Source organism: Pseudomonas sp. KCJK9111, assembly GCF_046231935.1.
GTDB lineage: Bacteria > Pseudomonadota > Gammaproteobacteria > Pseudomonadales > Pseudomonadaceae > Aquipseudomonas > Aquipseudomonas parafulva_B.
Genome location: NZ_JBJJMO010000076.1, coordinates 1 through 20,002 on the forward strand (window position 1 = coordinate 1; position 20,002 = coordinate 20,002).

Genomic DNA, 20,002 nt, shown 5'->3' on the forward strand with positions numbered 1-20,002 from the left:
AGCATTTTCGCCAGTACCACGTAGCCAATTTTTTACATATGCTCAATATGCACACTCCGCTACCCATGGTAACGAGCGAGGTTAAAAAATGCGCTTATTCTATTGTAATAACGCCTTAACACATATTCAGCATTCGTCCACGAGCGAATCCATTTTTAGAGCCCAAGGAATCAACCTAGCGATTAAAGACCTCCACAACATCCAAAGACCCATAAGCGTTGACTTATTCAATTCTCCATTCCTAACAGTGCACCCGAAGTATTTTGTACCTTACCGCTATAGCGCCTTTGGATTCAGCCCACCCTCGGACAGTGGATGGTGTTTTAAAGGCGAACGGGAAGATCCAATAAGCAACGGCTATCTACTCGGGAATGGCCGCAGACTTTATAGCCCTTCACTCATGCGATTCACAAGTCCAGACGCCCTAAGCCCGTTTTCGAAGGGCGGCCTTAGCTACTATGCATTCGCTTTAAACGACCCGATCAGCAACAGTGACCCAAGCGGTGAGTTCACTGTCAGTCCAAGAAAATTTCTAATCAGGCTTTTCACGAAGAAAATTTATAAAGGCAGCATAGCATGGCAGCACGACGGATTAACCGCTTATGCTAAACCCCCGAGGAACGACGGAAAACTTAGTACACTTTACATCAGCGGCCACGGGGACTCAGGCTATGCTATAGGAGACCAATATAAATATTCAGCATCCAGCCTTTATACCGCACTTGAGCAAGCGGGTATTGAAATGAAATCCAGACAAACACATTTCCTAACTTGCAAATCCGCCGTACCCGAAAGTCCTCAAGGCCTCTCTCTGGCTGAAGACATGGCCAGGTTAACCGGTGCACAAGCCTCTGGCTACCATAAGGGCGTCAACGTCTATGGCACGACTGATAAAAACGGACAGTATGTAGATCGCCTGCTCAGAATACCCGTGTTTGATTATTTCTATGGTGTGACATCAACGAAAACTAGGCAGGGCAATATTCGAAATCCTGAAAAATTAAAGACGCTCCGAAACGGGCGTGGATGACGGGCGGATTTTCGGCGAGATAGAAATGGGCTCTGCAAGCGTTTAAAGCTTGAAGGACGGCGCGACTCCTGAAACGACCTTGTGACACAAGCGGTCGCAGTCAGTCAACAGAGCTCTTCTAAGGCTTTGCGTTCGATCGTTACTCAAGGCCCTCATCAGGGAAGTGGCTTATTCATCATCGTCGAAGTTGTACATGCCCGGCGCGAGGTTCTCGAAGCGGGTGTACTTGCCGATGAACGCCAGGCGCACAAAGCCGATAGGCCCGTTACGCTGTTTGCCGATGATGATTTCCGCCACGCCCTTGTGCTCGGTTTCGGGGTGGTACACCTCGTCGCGGTACACGAACATGATGACGTCGGCGTCCTGCTCGATTGCACCCGATTCACGCAAGTCGGAGTTGACCGGGCGTTTGTTCGGGCGCTGCTCCAACGAACGGTTGAGCTGCGATAGAGCAATGACCGGGCAGTTGAATTCCTTGGCCAAGGCTTTGAGCGACCGGGATATTTCGGAAATCTCGTTCGTGCGGTTGTCACCGGAAGATCCGGGAATCTGCATCAGCTGCAGGTAGTCGACCATGATCATGGCGATCTCGCCGTGCTCGCGTGCCAGGCGCCGGGTGCGCGCGCGCATCTCTGATGGGCTGATGCCGGCGGTGTCATCGATGAACAACTTGCGGTCGTTGAGCAGGTTTACCGCCGAGGTGAGGCGTGGCCAGTCGTCGTCGCTCAATTGACCGGAGCGGACTTTGGTCTGGTCGATACGACCCAGCGAGGACAGCATACGCATGACCAGCGATTCGCCTGGCATTTCCAGCGAAAACACCAGCACGGCCTTGTCGGTCCGCAGCACGGCGTTTTCCACCAGGTTCATGGCGAACGTGGTTTTGCCCATCGAAGGTCGGCCCGCCACGATGATCAGGTCGGCCGGCTGAAGGCCGCTGGTTTTCTCGTCCAGGTCGGTATAACCGGTGGAAATACCGGTGATGTCGCTGTCGGAGTTGAACAAGGTGTCGATGCGGTCGATGGCCATGGTCAACAGGTCGTTGACCCCTACCGGGCCGCCTGTCTTGGGCCGTGCCTCGGCGATCTGGAAGATCTGCCGCTCGGCGTCGTCGAGGATTTCCGCCGCATCACGGCCTTGCGGGTTGAACGCATTGTCTGCGATGTCAGTACTGATGCTGATCAGTTGCCGCAGCGTGGCCCGCTCGCGAATGATCGCGGCGTAAGCCTTGATGTTGGCCACCGAAGGCGTGTTCTTGGCCAGCTCGGCCAGGTACGCCAGGCCACCGACCTGCGTCGACAGGCCTTCCTTGTCGAGCTGCTCGTGCAGCGTCACCACATCGAACGGCTGGTTGGCGTCGGCCAACTTGTGCACGGCACGGAAGATCAGCCGATGGTCATGCCGGTAGAAGTCACCGTCCGACACCTGATCCAGCACCCGCTCCCAGGCGTTGTTGTCCAGCATCAGCCCACCGAGCACGGCCTGTTCGGCCTCGATGGAATGCGGCGGCACTTTCAGGGCTGCGGTTTGCAGGTCGAGCTGTTCGGAGGTAGTGATCTCGTTCATGGCCACGAAAGAATTCTGGAGGATGAAAAAGACAAAGGGCACGGCCTGTCGAAGACAGGACCGTGCCCGATGTTAACCGGCTGACACCTGAGGGGCCAGCCAGTCAGCGCAGCTTAGGCAGCTACGACGACCACGCGTACGGTGGCTTCAACGTCGCTGTGCAGGTGCACGGCTACGTCGTATTCGCCAACCTGACGGATGGTGCCGTTCGGCAGACGAACTTCAGCTTTGGCCACTTCAACGCCGGAGGCGGTCAGGGCGTCAGCGATGTCGTGGGTGCCGATCGAACCGAACAGCTTGCCTTCGTCGCCAGCAGTGGCAGTGATGGTCACTTCCAGCTCGGCCAGTTGGGCAGCGCGGCTTTCAGCCGACGATTTACGGTCTGCAGCTGCTTTTTCCAGCTCGGCGCGACGCTCTTCGAACGCAGCCAGGTTGGCGGCGTTGGCAACGGTAGCCTTGCCGAATGGCAGCAGGAAGTTACGGCCGTAACCAGCCTTAACTTTTACTTTATCGCCCAGGTTGCCCAGGTTGGCGACTTTTTCCAGCAGGATCAGTTCCATTTGGTAAAACCTCTTAACTTTTAACCTTCACCGTTCGCGGAGTCATTCCCTTTGGGGGACTTGCGACCGCGAAAATCAATCAGGCTGTCGACAATGGCCAGGACCACCAGCAACGGGTAAATCAGCTGCATGATCAGCGGCAGCGTCACGTACATCCCTACCAGCCAGAAACCGGCCAGTCGGCCCTGCGCCACGAGCCCATGCATCAAAGCGATGCCGGCCAGCACCAGTACCAGGCTCGAAGCCGATGCCAGGATGATGAACTGCGGCCCGATGAACGGGGCCACCACCATCACTGCCACCAGGGCCACCATGGTCTGTTTCGGCAGCTTCAGGGCACGAAACTCGTGACCGAAGCCTCCAGGGTTGTACAACGCTGCCTGCCAATAGCGCGCCAGCACCAAGGCCAGCACGCAGAACAACTGCACTGTCACCGCTGTGGAAGTGACCAGCAATGGGCGGATCACTTCACCGGAGAGCACCGGCTGCCCTTCTACTTGCGGCATGGCTTCGGCAAACGCCTTGGCCAGCGCATCGAAGGTAGGGGCCAGCGCCAGATCGAGCACGAGGCTGAACGCCACGGCGAACACGGCACTGACCACCAACACCCGACTCCAGGGATGCTCGGCCCGCAACAGGCCGGCAAGTGCCAGGGCGCCCGCGATCACCATGAAGGTGATCGGATCGCCCATGACCCAAACGGCCAACCCTGCCAGCAAGCCGCCAGCGATGACCGTTGAAGCATCCTTGAACCCGCGCCGCAGCAGCACAAGGCTGCCGGCAGCGGCACTCAACCAGAACAGCAGCGGCAATACCGCGCTGATGACCACCACGAGGGTGGCCTGCACACGACCGCGCATGATGAAACTTGCTAACGCTCGCATGCTAATCCCTTACTGCTTGTCGACGACCCGGTCTCAGCGGCCGTGGCTGTCGGTGTAGGGCAGCAGGGCCAGGAAGCGGGCGCGCTTGATAGCGGTAGCCAGCTGACGCTGATAACGAGCTTTGGTACCGGTGATACGGCTTGGAACGATCTTGCCGGTTTCGGATACGTAAGCTTTCAGGGTGTTGAGATCTTTGAAGTCGATCTCTTTCACGTCTTCAGCAGTGAAGCGGCAGAATTTACGACGACGGAAGAAACGTGCCATTTAATAGGCTCCTCTAAAGGTCCGTGGATTACTCGTCAGCGTTATCGCTGGAGTCGCTGTCATTGCTGTCGTCGCCTTCGGCGGACTCGGCATGCTCAGGACGCTCACGACGCTCACGGCGCTCGCTGCGGTTTTCTTCAGCCTTCAGCATCTCGGACTGACCGGTAACGGCTTCGTCGCGACGGATGACAAGGTTACGGATAACGGCATCGTTGTAGCGGAAGTTGTCTTCCAGCTCGGCCAGGGCCTTGCCGGTGCACTCAACGTTCAGCATCACGTAGTGAGCCTTGTGAACATTGTTGATTGCGTAGGCCAGTTGACGACGGCCCCAATCTTCCAGGCGGTGGATCTTGCCACCATCTTCTTCGATCAGCTTGGTGTAACGCTCAACCATGCCGCCGACTTGCTCGCTCTGGTCCGGGTGAACCAGGAAGATGATTTCGTAATGACGCATGAATGCTCCTTACGGGTTAGTAGTCTGCCAGCGAATCTGGTCAGACAAGGAGTGAATGACACTGGTGTGTCTTGCCAGGGAGTAGAGGCACATGCGCACCTGCCAGCTCGGCAAGGGGCGCAATTGTAGAGAAGGCCAGACAGACAAGCAAGGCAATTGGCGATTATTTGAACAACCGGAAACACTTCGACGCGGCGCCTGTCGCGCCACGGGTGCAACTGCTTGCACAGGATCAGTTCGCGTGGTCAGGTCAGGCTGACGCCGCGCCGGCCACAAGACCGGCACGGCCCCGGGATCAACCCTTGGTCTGGCGCTGGCGCACGGCCTCGAACAGGCATACGCCAGTGGCCACGGACACGTTCAGGCTGCTGACGCTGCCGCTCATCGGCAGCTTCACCAGAAAATCGCAGTGCTCGCGGGTCAGCCGGCGCATGCCCTTGCCTTCGGCGCCCATGATCATCACCAGCGGGCCGGTCAGGTCCTGCTGGTAGATTTCCTGCTCGGCTTCGCCGGCGGTGCCGACCACCCACAGCCCACGCTGCTGCAACTTCTCAAGCGTACGCGCAAGATTGGTCACGGCCACCAGCGGGATCACCTCGGCTGCGCCGCATGCGACCTTGCGCACCACAGGCGTAAGGGTCGCCGACTTGTCCTTAGGCACGATCACAGCCGTGGCTCCCGCCGCATCGGCGGTGCGCAGGCAGGCACCGAGGTTGTGCGGGTCGGTCACCCCGTCCAGCACCAGGATCAGCGGCGGCGTTTCAGTGCGTTCGAGCAATTCCTCGAGCATGAGCTCGCCCCAGACCTGGCTGGGGCTCACCTCGGCCACCACCCCCTGGTGCACGCCCTCGACCCAGGCGTCCATCTCACGGCGTTCGGCTTGACCCACGGCCACGCGATTCTCGGCGGCCAAGGCCAGCAGCGCTTGCAGGCGCGGCTCGCTGCGACCCTCCGACAGCCAGATCTGCTTGACCCGCTTGGGATGGTGCTGCAACAGCGCCTGTACTGCGTGAACGCCGTAGATCTTTTCCAACTGACTCATGAATTACTCTTGCTCTTGCGTGAGGCGCCGGATTTCGACGGCCCTTTACGGTGCTTGGTAGGCTTGCCGGACGTCTTGCTGCCCTTGTCCGACTTGCTGCTGCCGTGGCTGCTACTGCGAGCCTCGGTCATCAGCGCCTTTTTCATTTCGCGGCTCTTGCGCACCTCGGCGTTGCGCTGCACGGCGTCCTTGGGGAAGTACGCCTCGGACGCTTCGCTCTTGCGGCTGCGCGGCTTGGGCGTGGCCTTGGCCTTCACTTGCTCCGGTGCTTGCTCGGTCGGGGCCTCCGCAGCCGTTGCACCACGCTGCTTGCGACCGATCGGAGCGGCCAAGGTGGCGTCGGCCACCTCGAAGTCGATCTTGCGCTCGTCCAGGTCCACGCGCATGACCTTGACCTCGATCGTGTCACCCAGGCGGAAGCTGCGGCCGGTGCGTTCGCCCGACAGACGATGATGCACTGGGTCGAAGTGGTAATAGTCGCCCGGCAGCGCACTGACGTGCACCAGACCCTCGACGTAGATGTCCGTCAGCTCGACGAACAGGCCGAAACCGGTCACCGCGGTGATCACACCCGGGAACGTCTCGCCCACGCGGTCTTTCATGTACTCGCACTTGAGCCAGTTGACCACGTCACGGGTGGCTTCGTCGGCCCGGCGTTCGGTCATCGAACACTGCTCGCCCAGCTGCTCGAGGGTGTTCTCGTCGTACGGGTAGATGCGCGCCTTGGGAATGCTCATGGCACCGGCACGCTTGACGTGCGGGGTATCGACCTTGGAACGGATGACGCTGCGGATGGCGCGGTGCACCAGCAGGTCAGGGTAACGGCGGATCGGCGAGGTGAAGTGGGTGTACGCCTCGTAGTTCAAGCCAAAGTGGCCGTTGTTGTCGGTGCTGTACACCGCCTGGCTGAGCGAGCGCAGCATCACGGTCTGGATCAGGTGGAAGTCCGGGCGGGCGGCGATGCTCGCCAGCAGTGCCTGGTAGTCCTTGGGCGACGGATCCTTGCCCTTGTGCAGGGAAAGCCCCAGCTCACCCAGGAAAGCGCGCAGCTTTTCCAGGCGCTCCGGTGGCGGGCCGTCGTGCACACGATACAGGGCCGGCACACCGTGCTTTTGCAGGAACTCTGCCGTGGCCACGTTGGCGGCCAGCATGCATTCCTCGATCAGCTTGTGCGCATCGTTGCGCACGGTCGGGCGAATTTCCGCGATCTTGCGGTCTTCGCCAAAGACGATGCGGGTTTCCTGGGTCTCGAAGTCGATGGCACCGCGGGTGTGACGGGCCTCGAGCAGGACTTTGTACAGGTTGTAGAGGTTCTTCAGGTCCGGGACGACTTCCTTGTACTCCTCGCGCAGCGCCTTGCCTTCACGGGTGCGTGAATGCTCGAGCATGCTGCTGACCTTGTTGTAGGTCAGGCGGGCGTGGGAGTGGATGACCCCTTCATAGAACTGGTAGTCGACCATTTGCCCGGCCTTGTTCATGGTCATTTCACAGACCATGGCCAGTCGATCGACATGCGGGTTCAACGAGCACAGGCCGTTGGACAGCTCCTCGGGCAGCATGGGCACCACGCGCTCGGGGAAGTACACCGAGTTGCCGCGCTGCTGGGCTTCCACATCCAGCGCCGAGCCCAGGCGAACGTAGCTCGACACGTCGGCGATCGCCACATAAAGGCGCCAGCCACCGGAGAACATCCGCAGCTTGCCCAGCGGTTCGCAGTAAACGGCATCGTCGAAGTCGCGCGCGTCCTCACCGTCGATGGTCACGAAGGGCAGGTGGCGCAGGTCGACGCGCTTTTCCTTGTCCTTGTCTTCGACTTCGGAGCGGAACTTGCGGGCCTCCTTGATCACATCCTTGGGCCAGACGTGTGGGATATCGTAGCTGCGCAAGGCAACGTCGATTTCCATGCCCGGCGCCATGTAGTTGCCGACCACTTCCACCACATCGCCTTGTGGCTGGAACCGCGCCGTCGGCCAATGGGTGATCTTGATCTCGACGAACTGGCCGATCTTCGCGCCACCGTTACGCCCGGCCGTGACCAGCACTTCTTGCTGGATCTTCGGGTTGTCGGGGGTCACGTAACCGATGCCGCCTTCCTCGAAGTAGCGGCCGACTACGCTTTCATGGGCGCGGGAGACGACCTCGACCAGCGCGCCTTCACGGCGGCCACGGCGGTCGACGCCGGATACGCGAGCCAGGGCACGGTCGCCATCGAACACCAGGCGCATCTGCGACGGGCTCAGGAACAGGTCTTCGCTGCCGTCGTCGGGAATGAGGAAGCCGAAGCCGTCGCGGTGGCCGGAGACGCGACCGCAGATGAGGTCCAGCTTGTCCACCGGGGCATAGGTGCCGCGCCGGGTGTAGATAAGCTGGCCGTCGCGCTCCATGGCCCGCAGGCGACGGCGCAGTGCTTCGATCTGGTCTTCTTCGTGCAGACCGAACTCTGCCGCCAGCTCCTCGCGCGCGGCCGGTTCGCCACGGTCGGCAAGGCGCTGCAGGATCAGCTCACGGCTGGGAATGGGGTTGTCGTATTTTTCCGCTTCGCGAGCGGCCTCGGGATCGAGGGATTGCCAATCGGCCATCAGAAGGGGTTCACCTTGGGGTATATAGATAGGAATTCTGGCATAGGCGTATTGAAACCGGAAATGTCAGCCTTGGACAGCCCCCTGAGGAGCGCTCGGCAATCGGCAATAGGCCCATGAAATCAACAAGTTGAATTTTTTGAGATTTTTTTTGATCGAGGGCTTTACAGCCCTTGGGAGCATCCGTATAGTGCGCACCACGACGACGGACAACCCCGGAGTTGTAGTAGAGATGAGCGGCGCTGTAAAGCATCTTTTATCTCGAATGTGTGCCCAGGTGGCGGAATTGGTAGACGCGCTGGTTTCAGGTATCAGTGACTTAACGGTCGTGGAAGTTCGAGTCTTCTCCTGGGCACCATACAAAAACCCACTAGCTTGCTAGTGGGTTTTTTCTTGCCTGAAATTCAGCACCTTGGCCGCACCCTCCCGTGCTTTCGGCCTTCTGCAAGACGGTGCACAAGACCCAACGCCCCGCCCCTTCCGATGCGTGCATAAGCCCACGTAACCCGCTCAATGAATTTATCGTCACCTCGCCACATGAGAAACGATTTCGTTTACCATTGTTTCCGAATATGTAGCCGTAAGCGAGGAAGTACCCGCATGACGATCCGCCCGCAACCGCTGATGCGCACCCTGGCCGCCGCCGTATTGAGCCTGGTCATCGGCGCTCCGGCCGCCATGGCAGACGCGCCGGTCACCTTGACCATGTACAACGGTCAGCACAAGGAAATCGGCGAGGCCATCGCCAAGGCTTATGAAGCCAAGACCGGCATCCATATCAATATTCGCAAGGGCAGCAGCAACCAGCTGGCCAGCCAGATCATCGAAGAAGGCGAGCGCTCGCCGGCCGACATCATCTATACCGAAGAGTCGCCCCCCCTGAACAACCTGGGTGAATTGGGCCTGCTGGCAAAGATCGATGATGCCACGCTCAACATGCTGCCCAAGGAATATGTCGCCGCCAACGGCACCTGGATGGGCGTGACCGCGCGGACCCGGGTGGTGGTGTACAACCCCAAGAAAATCGACGAGAAGGACCTGCCGACCACGGTGATGGACTTCGCCAACCCTGAATGGGACAGGCGTGTTGGCTTCGTGCCCACCAGCGGGGCTTTCCAGGAGCAGGCGGTAGCCATCCTGAAGATGCATGGCCGCGAGGCAACGGAAGAATGGCTGACCGGCCTGAAGGCCTTCGGCAAGACCTACACCAACAACATGGTCGCCCTCAAGGCCGTGGAGAAAGGTGAAGTGGACGCGGTGCTGGTCAACAACTACTACTGGTACGCCTTGGAGCGCGAGCGTGGCAAGCTCGATTCCAAGCTGTACTACCTGGCCGACGGCGATGCCGGCAACCTGGTGACCATTTCGGGTGCCGCGGCCGTGAAGGCCAGCAAGCACCCCAAGGAAGCCCAGGCCCTGCTCAACTGGATGGCCAGCGAAGAAGGCCAGCGCGTCATCACCCAGACGACAGCCGAGTACCCGCTACACAAGGGCATGGTCTCAGACCGGGGCCTGAAGCCGTTCGAAGACCTGCGCCCACCCAAGATCTCGCCTGCCGACCTGGGCAATGCCGAGGAAGCCATCGAACTGGAACGTGAGGTCGGTCTGCTCTAATGACTGCCGCCCTGACCCAGCCGGTGCCGGTACGTTTCGTACCGCGCCGCAAGCGCCCCTCGATCTGGGTGGTGCTGCCCGTGCTTTTCCTGGTGGCGATGAGCGTGCTGCCATTGCTCTACGTGGCCATCAAAGCCTGGGAAGCCGGCTGGCGAGAGGCGCTGTATCTGTTGTGGCGCCCCTATGTATGGGGGCTGATGCGCAATACCTTGTTGTTGATGGTCGGGGTAACCCTGACTTGCATGGTGGTCGGCCTGGCGCTGGCCTGGTTGCTCGAACGCAGCGACCTGCCCGGTCGTAGGCTGTGGGGGGTGGTGTTGTGCCTGCCCTTTGCCGTGCCGTCGTTCGTCAGCAGCTTCACCTGGGTCTCGCTGAGCGCTGACTTCGAGGGCCTGGGCGGCGCCATTTTGGTGATGGCCCTGTCCAAGTACCCGCTGATCTTCCTGCCAGTGGCCGCCACCTTGCGCAACCTGGACACCTCACTCGAGGAGTCGGCGCGTACCCTGGGCTGTAGCCGCTGGAGCGTGTACCGGAAAGTCACCCTGCCCCTGCTGTGGCCATCGATGCTCGGGGGCGCCTTGTTGATTGCCCTGCACATGCTCGTGGAATTCGGCGCACTGTCGATTCTAGGCCTGCAGACATTCACCACCGCCATTTACCAACAGTTTGAGCTGGAGTTCAGCAACGCCAACGCGGCCATGCTCTCTGCCGTACTGCTAGCCATGTGCCTGGTCATGCTCTGGCTGGAGCTGCGGGTACGCGGCAAGGCCCGGCATGTGCGCATCGGCCAGGGCGTGGCACGCCGCGCTCAGCCTATAAAGCTGCGTGGCTGGGCAATACCTGCTCAGTTGTTCTGCCTGGGCCTGGCAGTCTTGGGCAGCGGTATTCCATTGGCCATGCTCGGTTACTGGCTCAGTGTGGGTTCCTCCGCAGCGTTCCCCATTGCGGATATTTCCAGTGCCCTGTTCACTTCGCTGTCCGTGTCGCTAGGCGGCGCCGGCTTCTGCGTCGTGCTAGCTCTGCCGATCAGCTTCCTGGTGGTGCGCTACAAGGGGCGCCTGGCCATTTGGGCAGAACGCTTGCCGTACCTGCTGCATGCCCTGCCCGGCCTGGTCATTGCCCTGACGCTGGTGTTCTTCGCCCTGCACTACGTGCCGGTGCTGTACCAGACCACTGCGTTACTGCTTCTGGCCTATGCACTGCTGTTCCTCCCTCTGGCCCAGTCGCCCGTGCGCACGGCCTTGAACAAGGCTTCCCCTACGCTGGAAGAAGCAGCCCGCACCCTGGGTGCAAGCAGCTTCGCCGCGTTCTGCAAAGTGACCCTGCCGATCATCTTCCCGGCGATGGCAGCGGCCTTCGCCTTGGTGTTTCTGGACGCCATGAAGGAATTGACGGCAACGTTGCTGCTCAGCCCGACCGGCATGACGACCCTTGCCACCGAAGTCTGGGCACACACGGCCAATGTGGAGTTCGCCGCCGCGGCCCCGTATGCGGCGTTGTTGATCGTGGTTTCCGGGCTGCCGGTTTATCTGCTGACAACGCGGATGTACCTGAACCGGGCATGATGGCCTCAAACGCATCAAGCCCGGAACTGGCCTAGACTCGCCCGAAGCTGCGCCGCCAGATCGTCCAGTACCTTGCTGCTTGCCGTGGTCTGCATCACCACTTCGGCTGAACGCTCGGCCTGGGTATGAATGTTCTGCACCCTGCCGCGCACCGCTTGTGCGCCATTGGCTTGCTGTTCGGCGGCGCGGGTGGCCAGGCCTATCGCCGCATGCACCTGCTCGACGGCAGCCTGTACTGACTGCTGTCGACGCTCATTTTCACGCAGCACCAGCAGCCCTTCGCTGGCCTTTGCACCCGCCTGGCTGATCGTGGCTACCGCCTCCTTGGCCCCTGCCTGCAGCGCGGCAATATGCGCCTGGATGTCACCGGTGGAGCATTGCGTCTTGCTCGCCAACGCCCTGACTTCATCCGCCACCACGGCAAAGCCGCGCCCGGTCTCGCCGGCACGGGCCGCTTCAATGGCAGCGTTGAGGGCCAGCAGGTTGGTCTGTTCGGCAATGCCATGGATCACCGTCAGTACCACCTCGATCTGCTCACTTTGCTTGGCCAGGCGCTCAATGACCTGGGAGCCTGCGTCCACCTGCCCAGCCAAGTTTTCGATCAGCCCGGCCAGTTGCGTCGAGGTTCGACTGTTTTCGTCGGTGGCCTGGCGGATGTCCACCACTTGCTGCAAGGCGGCCTGCATGGCGTAGCTCTCGGCTTGGGCTTCTTCAGCCATGCTCGACAGGTCGCTCAGGCTGGCCGCCACTTCATCACGTTGCAACGCAGCGGCGGCATCGGCGCCGGCGTTGCGCTGGGCCATGGCGCCGATTTCCACACCGGTGCGCTGGGCCACGTCACCAGCTTCGCGCACGATAGGTTGCAGCTTGTCGACGAAGCGGTTGACTGCAGAGGCCATGTCGCCAATCTCGTCGCGGCTGTCCAGCCGTACCCGCTTGGTCAGGTCGCCTTCGCCCGCCGCCAGGTCATCGAGCGCCGCGATCAACAGGCGCAACTTGCTCACTACACGCCGGCCCAGCACCACGGCCACCACCAACAGCACGCCCAACCCTACCAGCACCAGGCCCAGGCCGATGCGCCAACGCAATTCAGCCGCCGCATCGCGCACGGTTTGCGCTGTATTGTTCTGCATGGCCGCGGCGCTGCCTTGCGCAGCCTCAAGGCGTTCACGCAGTGTCTTGCCACTGTCGGCAGCCGCCCCTACCAGGCTGTCGCCAACCAGCTGTTCGCTGCTGGTGATCAAGGCTGCGAAACGCTGATCCAGCGCGGCCAGTTGCTGATCGATACCGGCGGTTGACACACCCAGCAGAACCTTGCCGATTTCCGCCCCGTTTGGGTTGATCGACGCTTCGACCATGTACACAGCAGGGTCACGGCGGGCGGCCTCGATCACCTTGTCCAGCGCTCGCTCCCCTTGGCCCTTCTCGAGCAACGCCTGGTTGATCGGGTTCTGTCGGTTCAGGTAGCGGGTCAGGTGCTGGCCTTCTGCATCGTCATAAATCACGAACAGAACGTTGGGATTGCGCTGCGCCCGTCGGGCGAAATCCGATAGCACCGGCACATCCTTGTCCCAGATGGCGCGCGGCGCCACCGAGGCCAGCAACTCTGCCATGTCGTTGGCGGACTCCTTCAGCGTGCCTTCGAGGGTCTCGCGCAGTTGCTGCTGCTCGGCCTGCAGGCGTGTCGAGAGACCTGCACTCAAGCGTTGGCGCGTGCTGGCAGACAAGCCATCGAGGCCTGCGCGCACCTCCTGGCCGGCTTGCTCCAGATCGGTCGTGAGTTGCTGGCTGTCATGCCCCAGGCGTTCGGCCAGTTCGCGCTCAAGGGCCGAAACGGTGCTTCGTGTCAGGGCAACGGCCACCAGCACTTGCACCAAAAGGGCGATACCCAAGGCCACAAAAACAGGCCGCAACAGGCGGCTTCGTAACAGTGAAAGGATGGCAGACACGGTGAAACCCTCGTGTTTTCTGGCGCCATTACTTTGATGGCATCGACAGACACTTCTTACAGCAAGGGTTATGCCGGTAGCAGCGGGGATACACGCCAAGTCCAAGCAATGCGCGTTTCATACCCACAATGAAAAACGCCGCGGCCCCTGTTCAGGGCCACGGCGTCAGATCAGCCTGCAGGGCAGATCAGGCGAACGGATGACGCAGCACGATGGTCTCGTTGCGGTCCGGGCCGGTGGAGATGATGTCGATCGGCGCGCCGATCAGCTCCTCGATACGGGTGATGTAGGCACGCGCATTGGCAGGCAGCGCTTCCAGGGTCTTGGCACCCAAGGTCGACTCGCTCCAGCCCGGCAGTGTTTCGTACACAGGCTGCAGGCCGATGTAGCTGTCGGCATCGGTCGGGGCTTCGATCACTTCGCCATTGGCATCCTTGTAACCTACGCAGATGTTGATGGTCTCCAGGCCGTCCAGCACGTCGAGCTTGGTCAGGCAGATGCCCGAGATGCTGTTGACGTCGATGGCGCGGCGCAGGATGACGGCATCGAACCAGCCGCAACGACGGGCGCGCCCGGTCGTGGAGCCAAACTCATGGCCACGCTTGGCCAGGGTGGCGCCCGTGTCATCGAACAGCTCGGTCGGGAACGGGCCCGAACCTACGCGGGTGGTGTAGGCCTTGGTGATGCCCAGGATGTAGTCCAGGTACATCGGGCCCACGCCGGAACCGGTCGAGATACCGCCAGCGGTGGTGTTGGAGCTGGTGACGTACGGGTAGGTACCGTGGTCGATGTCCAGCAGCGAGCCTTGCGCGCCTTCGAACATGATGTCCTTGCCGGCACGACGCAGGTTGTGCAGCTCGGCAGTGACGTCGAGCATCATCGGCTTGAGCTGTTCGGCATAGGCCATGCACTCGTCCAGCGTCTGCTGGAAGTCGATGGCAGGCTCTTTGTAGTAATTGACCAGCTGGAAGTTGTGATAGTCCAGCAGCTCGCCCAGCTTGGCGGCAAAACGCTCGCGGTGGAACAGATCGCCCACGCGCAGGCCACGGCGGGCGACCTTGTCTTCGTACGCTGGGCCGATACCACGGCCGGTGGTGCCGATCTTGGCTTCGCCACGGGCTTTCTCACGGGCCTGGTCCAGCGCGACGTGGTACGACAGGATCAGCGGCGCAGCCGGGGAAATGCGCAGGCGCTCGCGAACCGGCACGCCCTTCTCTTCCAGCTTGGTGATCTCGCGCATCAGTGCATCGGGTGCAACGACCACACCGTTGCCGATCAGGCATTGCACGCCTTCACGCAGGATGCCGGATGGAATCAGGTGCAGAACGGTCTTTTCACCGTTGATCACCAGGGTGTGACCCGCGTTGTGGCCACCCTGGTAGCGCACGACGGCGGCAGCATGTTCGGTCAGCAGATCGACGATCTTGCCTTTGCCCTCATCACCCCACTGGGTGCCCAGGACGACGACATTCTTACCCATTACATTGGTCCTCATTCACGCAAACTTGGTTGCCGGCCTGTTGCCGACGCAGAAACTCACTGGGCCAGCGGCAGAACCTGCCAGCGCCCGTCTTGCTGAATCAATTGACGATCACAATCCGCTTCAAGGGCAGCACTCAGCGGCTGACCAGGCAGGGCCTGGACCACACGCTGGCCCTCGTTGCGCAACTGGCAGACATGCTGCCATAGAGCCGCATCGCCACTGTCCGGCATCCAGATGCCGCCCGTGGGCAGTACGACCTCCGCTCGCCCCAGTGTGACCAGGGTCTTCAAATCCGTGGAGAAACCGGTAGCCGGGCGCGCCCGACCAAAGTCAGCGCCGATGTCGTCATAGCGTCCGCCCTGGGCAATCGACTGCCCTTCACCTGGCACGAACACCGCAAACACCACGCCCGTGTGGTAGTTGTAACCGCGCAGTTCGCCCAGGTCGAAGTACAACGGCAACTGCGGGTAACGAGCGGCCAACCGGTCGGCGATGGCCAGCAAATCGTCCAGGGCGGCCAGCACGCTGGCAGGTGCACGACCCAGGCGTACGCGGGCCTCGGCCAGAACTTCCCTGCCGCCGCACAGCTCGACCAGGGCTCGCAGCATGTTGCCTACATCCTTTGGCAAGTCGGCCGTCAGCGCCTGCACTTCGTCGACCGCCTTGCGCTGCAGGGCGTCGAACAGCTGCTGCTCGACCGCGCCCGACAGGCCGGCGGCCTGAGCCAGGCCACGGTAGATGCCCACATGGCCCAGGTCCATGTGGACATCAGGCACATCGGCCAACTGCAGAGTGGCGAGCATCAGGCTGATGACTTCCACATCGCTGGTGGGGCTGGCATCACCGTACAGTTCGGCACCCAGCTGGATAGGGCTGCGCGAGGTAGACAAAGCACGCGGCTGGGCATGCAGCACACTGCCGGCGTAACACAACCGGCTTGGGCCTTCACGGCGCAGGGTATGGGCGTCGATGCGCGCGACCTGCGGCGTGAAGTCGGCACGAAAGCCCATCAGGCGGCCGGACTGCGGGTCTACTACCTTGAAGGTACGCTGATCCAGGTCCTGGCCAGCGCCGGTAAGCAGCGATTCCAGGTACTCGATATGCGGGGTGACGACCAGTTCGTAACCCCAACTCTGGAACAGGTCCAACACCTGGCGACGCGCGATCTCAATGCGCGCAGCCTCAGGTGGCAGTACTTCCTCGATGCCATCTGGCAGCAGCCAGCGGTCTACCGTTGCCATTACGCCTTTTCCCCTCTGGTCCGGGCGGCCGCCAGCAAGCCGGCCGTCAGTAAAGCAGGTATCGCGCACAGCAACGGGCAGCACTGATCCCAGCGCAGCCACCGTACCCGATACCCTCGAATTGCCTTGCGAACGTGTCAAAGGCGAACCGACACCAAGCCGATCAACCTTGCAGACGCAAAAAAGCCGGGAAATTTCCCGGCTGACTCATCATACACCCCTTTTGATTCGGGATGCACCCTGCCTGGCGTTTTAGCTGCCAGGCGGGGCGCCTGCCCGAATTCGCCTCAGGGCTTGCTCTTGTCCATGAAGCGGAAGAACTCGTTCTTCGGATCCAGGACCAGCACGTCGCTCTTGCTGGAGAAGCTCTCGCGGTAGGCTTGCAGGCTACGGTAGAACGCATAGAAATCAGCGTCCTGCGTGTAGGCCTTGGCGTAGATGGCAGCCGCCTGGGCATCACCCTCACCGCGGGTCTGTTCAGATTCGCGATAGGCCTCGGCCAGCAGCACACGGCGCTGGCGATCAGCGTCGGCACGAATACCTTCGGCCAGCTCATTACCCTTGGCCCGGTGCTCGCGCGCCTCGCGCTCACGCTCGGTGCTCATGCGATCGAACACACTGCGGTTGACTTCCTTGGGCAGGTCGATGGCCTTGACGCGGACGTCGATGACCTCGATACCCAGCTCCTTGTTGGCCATGCGGTTCAGCGAAGCGGTGATGTCGGCCATCAACGCGTCACGCTCACCGGACACCACTTCGTGCAGGGTGCGCTTACCGAACTGGTCACGCAGGCCGCTTTCCAGACGACGGGACAGACGCTCATCAGCGATCTGCTTCATGCCGGAAGTGGCCGTGTAGAAGCGCTCGGCATCCTTGACGCGCCATTTGGCATAGGCGTCGACCATCACCGCTTTCTTCTCCAGGGTAAGGAACCGCTGGGTAGGGGCGTCGAGGGTCATCAGGCGGGCGTCGAACTTGCGTACCTGGTTCACGTACGGCACTTTCACGTGCAGCCCTGGCTGGACATCGGCCTGGACCACCTTACCGAAGCGCAGCAATACTGCCCGCTCGGTCTGGGCCACGATGTAGAAGCTGTTCCAGGCCACGATGGCCAGAACCACGGCGGCGATCAGGGCGATCAGCGATCGGTTGCTCATCAGCGGCTCTCCCTAGTGCGCAGCGGCTGCTGTTGCTGTTGCGTGTCCTGCGCCGAGCGCGCGGCGGCAGCGTCGTTGGCCGACGATACACCGCTCGCAGGTGCGGACGAGTTGCGGCTGCCTTCGACCATCTTGTCCAGTGGCAGGTAGAGCAGGTTGTTCTGCCCGTCCTTGGTTGCCACCATGACCTTGCTCGAATTGCTGTACACCGCCTGCATGGTTTCCAGGTACAGGCGCTCGCGGGTCACATCAGGTGCCTTGCGGTACTCAGTGACCAGCTTGGTGAAGCGGTCGGCCTCACCCTTGGCGCGGGCAATGACTTCATCGCGGTAGCCGTTGGCGTCTTCGATGATGCGCTGGGCCTGACCACGGGCTTCGGGCACCACGCCATTGGCGTAGGACTCGGCCTGGTTGCGGGCACGCTGCTCGTCTTCGCGCGCCCGGATCACGTCATCGAAGGCTTCCTGCACTTCACGCGGAGCTGCCGCGCTCTGCACGTTGACCTGGGTAACGGTAATGCCGGTGCGGTAGTTGTCGAGGAAACGCTGCAGACGTTCGCGGATGTCCACGGCCATCTGTTCACGACCTTCGGTCAATACCTGGTCCATGGACGTAGAGCCCACCACGTGACGCAGGGCGCTGTCGGTCGCATGCTGCAGGCTGACCTCAGGCTGGTCGACGTTGAGCACGAAGTCCTGCAGGTTGCTGATCTTGTACTGGACGGTCAGCGGTACCTCGACGATGTTCTCGTCTTCGGTCAGCATCTGGCCCTGCTTGGTGTAGGCCCGCTCGCGCGTGACGTTTTCCATGTACTTGCGATCGATCGGCGGGAAGTAGATGTTCAGGCCGGGACCGACCGTCTCATAGTACTTGCCGAAGCGCAGCACAACGGCCTGCTCCTGCTCGTCGACGACATACACGGCGCTGTACAGCCAGATGGCCGCCAGCACTGCCAGGCCGATGGCCAGCAGCCCGAGGCCGCCGCCTTTGCCGACATTGCGGTCACCGCCACCCCGTTTCTTGCCACCACCGAACATGCCGTTGAGGCTGTCCTGCAGTTTGCGGAAGGCCTCGTCCAGATCCGGCGGACCTTTTTTGTCGCCGCCACCACCGCCACCGCGGCGGCCGCCCCAGGGATCCTGATTGTTCGAGTTGCCACCCGGCTCGTTCCAAGCCATAGCGCTCTCCATCTGATAAAGCAAAGACGCGCCCACGGCGCGCCGTCCAATGCTACAGAATGCCTGTCACTGCTGCCCTACGACCTCGTAGGGCATTTATTGCAAAGTGTGTTGCTCGACAAACACTTGCGGCTCCATGCCTTCACGGCTGACCAGGCGATTGAGTTCCACCCTGGGCAGACGCACGCTCAGCAGGCTGCGCCCTTCTTCATCATGCGCTTCACTCTGCACCGCGCCCAGGTCAAAGAATTGCGCGCGCAGGCGGGCAAAACGTTGCTCCAGGCACAAGGTGCCGACAAACAGATCATCACCCAGCAGCTCGGCAATCGCCTGGCCAACCAACTCCAGGCCACGCCCGTCACGTGCCGAAACCCAGACCCGCTCAGGCTTGCCGTCGGCATTGCGCTGGATCTGCGGCTCGACCTCTTCGAGCAGGTCGAGTTTGTTATACACCTCGAGGATCGGCAAGCCTTCGGCGCCAATCTCGCCCAATACGGCCAGCACCTGCTCGATTTGCTCCATGCGCTCAGGCTCATGGGAATCGATCACGTGCAGCAGCAGGTCGGAGTTGCTCGACTCCTCGAGCGTAGCCCGAAACGCCTCGACCAGCTTGTGCGGCAGGTGGCGAATGAAGCCCACGGTATCGGCCAGCACGATAGGCCCCAGGTCGTTGAGCTCAAGCCGACGCAGCGTCGGGTCGAGGGTGGCGAACAACTGGTCGGCGGCGTACACCTCGGACTGGGTCAGGGCGTTGAACAACGTGGACTTGCCGGCGTTGGTGTAGCCCACCAGCGAGACCGACGGAATGTCCGCGCGCTTGCGCCCGCGACGCGCCTGTTCACGCTGGCTGCGCACTTTCTCGAGGCGGGACTTGATCTGCCGGATGCGTACGCGCAGCAGGCGACGGTCGGTTTCGAGCTGGGTTTCACCCGGCCCCCGCAGGCCAATACCCCCTTTTTGTCGCTCAAGGTGGGTCCAACCGCGTACCAGCCGCGTACTCATGTGCTCAAGCTGGGCCAGTTCGACCTGCAGCTTGCCTTCGTGGGTACGTGCCCGTTGGGCGAAGATATCCAGAATCAGCCCGGTCCTGTCGAGCACACGGCACTCGAACACGCGTTCGAGGTTGCGCTCCTGACTGGGCGTGAGGGTGTGATTGAAAATCACCAGGTCTACCTGCTCGGCATGGACACGGTCGTGCAACTCCTCCACCTTGCCACTGCCAATCAGGTACTTGGCCGAGGGCTGATGCCTCGAGACCGTTACCAGCGAGACGATGTCGGCACCGGCCGACAACGCGAGCTCCTGAAACTCCTGCGGGTCTTCGCGCGCCTCAGGGTTCTGACCTTCCAAGTGAACGAGCAACGCGCGTTCACCACCACCGTGGCGCTCAAAGAACAATGCAGGCTCCTATCAGGCGTTGCCTGGCTCGCTGTCGC

General features: G+C 61.3%; 16 protein-coding genes and 1 tRNA gene. 4 read left to right on the forward strand and 13 right to left on the reverse strand.

All coding sequences use genetic code 11. The features are described 5' to 3' along the window. Positions 1-88: 88 nt before the first annotated feature. A complete protein-coding gene (locus ACK59L_RS19210) occupies positions 89-1,030 on the forward strand; it encodes an RHS repeat-associated core domain-containing protein (protein ID WP_409275409.1) in 942 nt (313 codons plus the stop codon). 168 nt (positions 1,031-1,198) lie between these two features. Here the strand turns inward: ACK59L_RS19210 and dnaB are convergent, their stop codons facing one another. The 7 genes from dnaB to rnr all read right to left on the reverse strand — a co-directional run bounded on the left by dnaB (position 1,199) and on the right by rnr (position 8,379). After that, positions 1,199-2,596 carry a replicative DNA helicase gene (dnaB, locus tag ACK59L_RS19215; RefSeq protein ID WP_023532900.1) on the reverse strand — a complete coding sequence of 466 codons (1,398 nt, stop codon included), beginning with the start codon at positions 2,594-2,596 and terminating at the stop codon, positions 1,199-1,201. A 113-nt stretch (positions 2,597-2,709) separates the two neighbouring features. Further along, positions 2,710-3,156, reverse strand: a complete 447-nt coding sequence (gene rplI / locus ACK59L_RS19220; protein ID WP_012316464.1) for a 50S ribosomal protein L9 — start codon at positions 3,154-3,156, stop codon at positions 2,710-2,712. Positions 3,157-3,176: 20 nt separating this feature from the next. Next, complete coding sequence (locus ACK59L_RS19225; protein ID WP_023533001.1) at positions 3,177-4,040, reverse strand: hypothetical protein; 864 nt, start codon at positions 4,038-4,040, stop codon at positions 3,177-3,179. 33 nt (positions 4,041-4,073) lie between these two features. After that, positions 4,074-4,304, reverse strand: coding sequence for a 30S ribosomal protein S18 (rpsR, locus tag ACK59L_RS19230; RefSeq protein ID WP_003249563.1), 231 nt, complete (start codon positions 4,302-4,304; stop codon positions 4,074-4,076). 28 nt (positions 4,305-4,332) lie between these two features. Continuing rightward, positions 4,333-4,758: a 30S ribosomal protein S6 gene (gene rpsF / locus ACK59L_RS19235; RefSeq protein ID WP_021783885.1), complete on the reverse strand. Its 426-nt coding sequence runs from the start codon at positions 4,756-4,758 to the stop codon at positions 4,333-4,335. Between the two features lie 295 nt (positions 4,759-5,053). After that, the gene (rlmB, locus tag ACK59L_RS19240) at positions 5,054-5,800 is read right to left on the reverse strand and encodes a 23S rRNA (guanosine(2251)-2'-O)-methyltransferase RlmB (protein WP_409275412.1); all 747 of its coding nucleotides are present in this window, start codon (positions 5,798-5,800) and stop codon (positions 5,054-5,056) included. Then, entirely contained in the window at positions 5,797-8,379 is a 2,583-nt protein-coding gene (gene rnr / locus ACK59L_RS19245; protein WP_409275414.1) for a ribonuclease R, read from the reverse strand. The genes rlmB and rnr overlap by 4 nt, the downstream gene beginning before the upstream one ends. 271 nt (positions 8,380-8,650) lie before the next feature. Between rnr and ACK59L_RS19250 the strand changes: the two genes are divergently transcribed. The 3 genes from ACK59L_RS19250 to ACK59L_RS19260 all read left to right on the forward strand — a co-directional run bounded on the left by ACK59L_RS19250 (position 8,651) and on the right by ACK59L_RS19260 (position 11,558). Further along, a tRNA-Leu gene (locus ACK59L_RS19250) sits at positions 8,651-8,737 on the forward strand. 242 nt (positions 8,738-8,979) lie between these two features. Next, entirely contained in the window at positions 8,980-9,993 is a 1,014-nt protein-coding gene (locus ACK59L_RS19255) for an extracellular solute-binding protein (protein WP_058637993.1), read from the forward strand. Beyond that, a complete protein-coding gene (locus ACK59L_RS19260) occupies positions 9,993-11,558 on the forward strand; it encodes an iron ABC transporter permease (protein ID WP_100850696.1) in 1,566 nt (521 codons plus the stop codon). The genes ACK59L_RS19255 and ACK59L_RS19260 overlap by 1 nt, the downstream gene beginning before the upstream one ends. A 14-nt stretch (positions 11,559-11,572) precedes the next feature. Here ACK59L_RS19260 and ACK59L_RS19265 read toward each other — a convergent pair whose 3' ends face one another. From ACK59L_RS19265 to hflX, 6 genes are all read right to left on the reverse strand, one after another. Continuing rightward, entirely contained in the window at positions 11,573-13,507 is a 1,935-nt protein-coding gene (locus ACK59L_RS19265) for a methyl-accepting chemotaxis protein (RefSeq protein WP_409275417.1), read from the reverse strand. A 187-nt stretch (positions 13,508-13,694) separates the two neighbouring features. Continuing rightward, positions 13,695-14,987, reverse strand: a complete 1,293-nt coding sequence (locus ACK59L_RS19270) for an adenylosuccinate synthase (RefSeq protein WP_023533002.1) — start codon at positions 14,985-14,987, stop codon at positions 13,695-13,697. Between the two features lie 56 nt (positions 14,988-15,043). Beyond that, positions 15,044-16,231, reverse strand: a complete 1,188-nt coding sequence (locus ACK59L_RS19275; RefSeq protein ID WP_409275419.1) for an ATP phosphoribosyltransferase regulatory subunit — start codon at positions 16,229-16,231, stop codon at positions 15,044-15,046. A 287-nt stretch (positions 16,232-16,518) separates the two neighbouring features. Beyond that, positions 16,519-17,388: a protease modulator HflC gene (hflC, locus tag ACK59L_RS19280; protein ID WP_058605819.1), complete on the reverse strand. Its 870-nt coding sequence runs from the start codon at positions 17,386-17,388 to the stop codon at positions 16,519-16,521. Continuing rightward, positions 17,388-18,566, reverse strand: coding sequence for an FtsH protease activity modulator HflK (gene hflK, locus ACK59L_RS19285; RefSeq protein ID WP_058637989.1), 1,179 nt, complete (start codon positions 18,564-18,566; stop codon positions 17,388-17,390). The genes hflC and hflK overlap by 1 nt, the downstream gene beginning before the upstream one ends. Before the next feature lie 96 nt (positions 18,567-18,662). Continuing rightward, the gene (hflX, locus tag ACK59L_RS19290; protein WP_409275422.1) at positions 18,663-19,964 is read right to left on the reverse strand and encodes a ribosome rescue GTPase HflX; all 1,302 of its coding nucleotides are present in this window, start codon (positions 19,962-19,964) and stop codon (positions 18,663-18,665) included. Between the last annotated feature and the right edge of the window lie 38 nt (positions 19,965-20,002).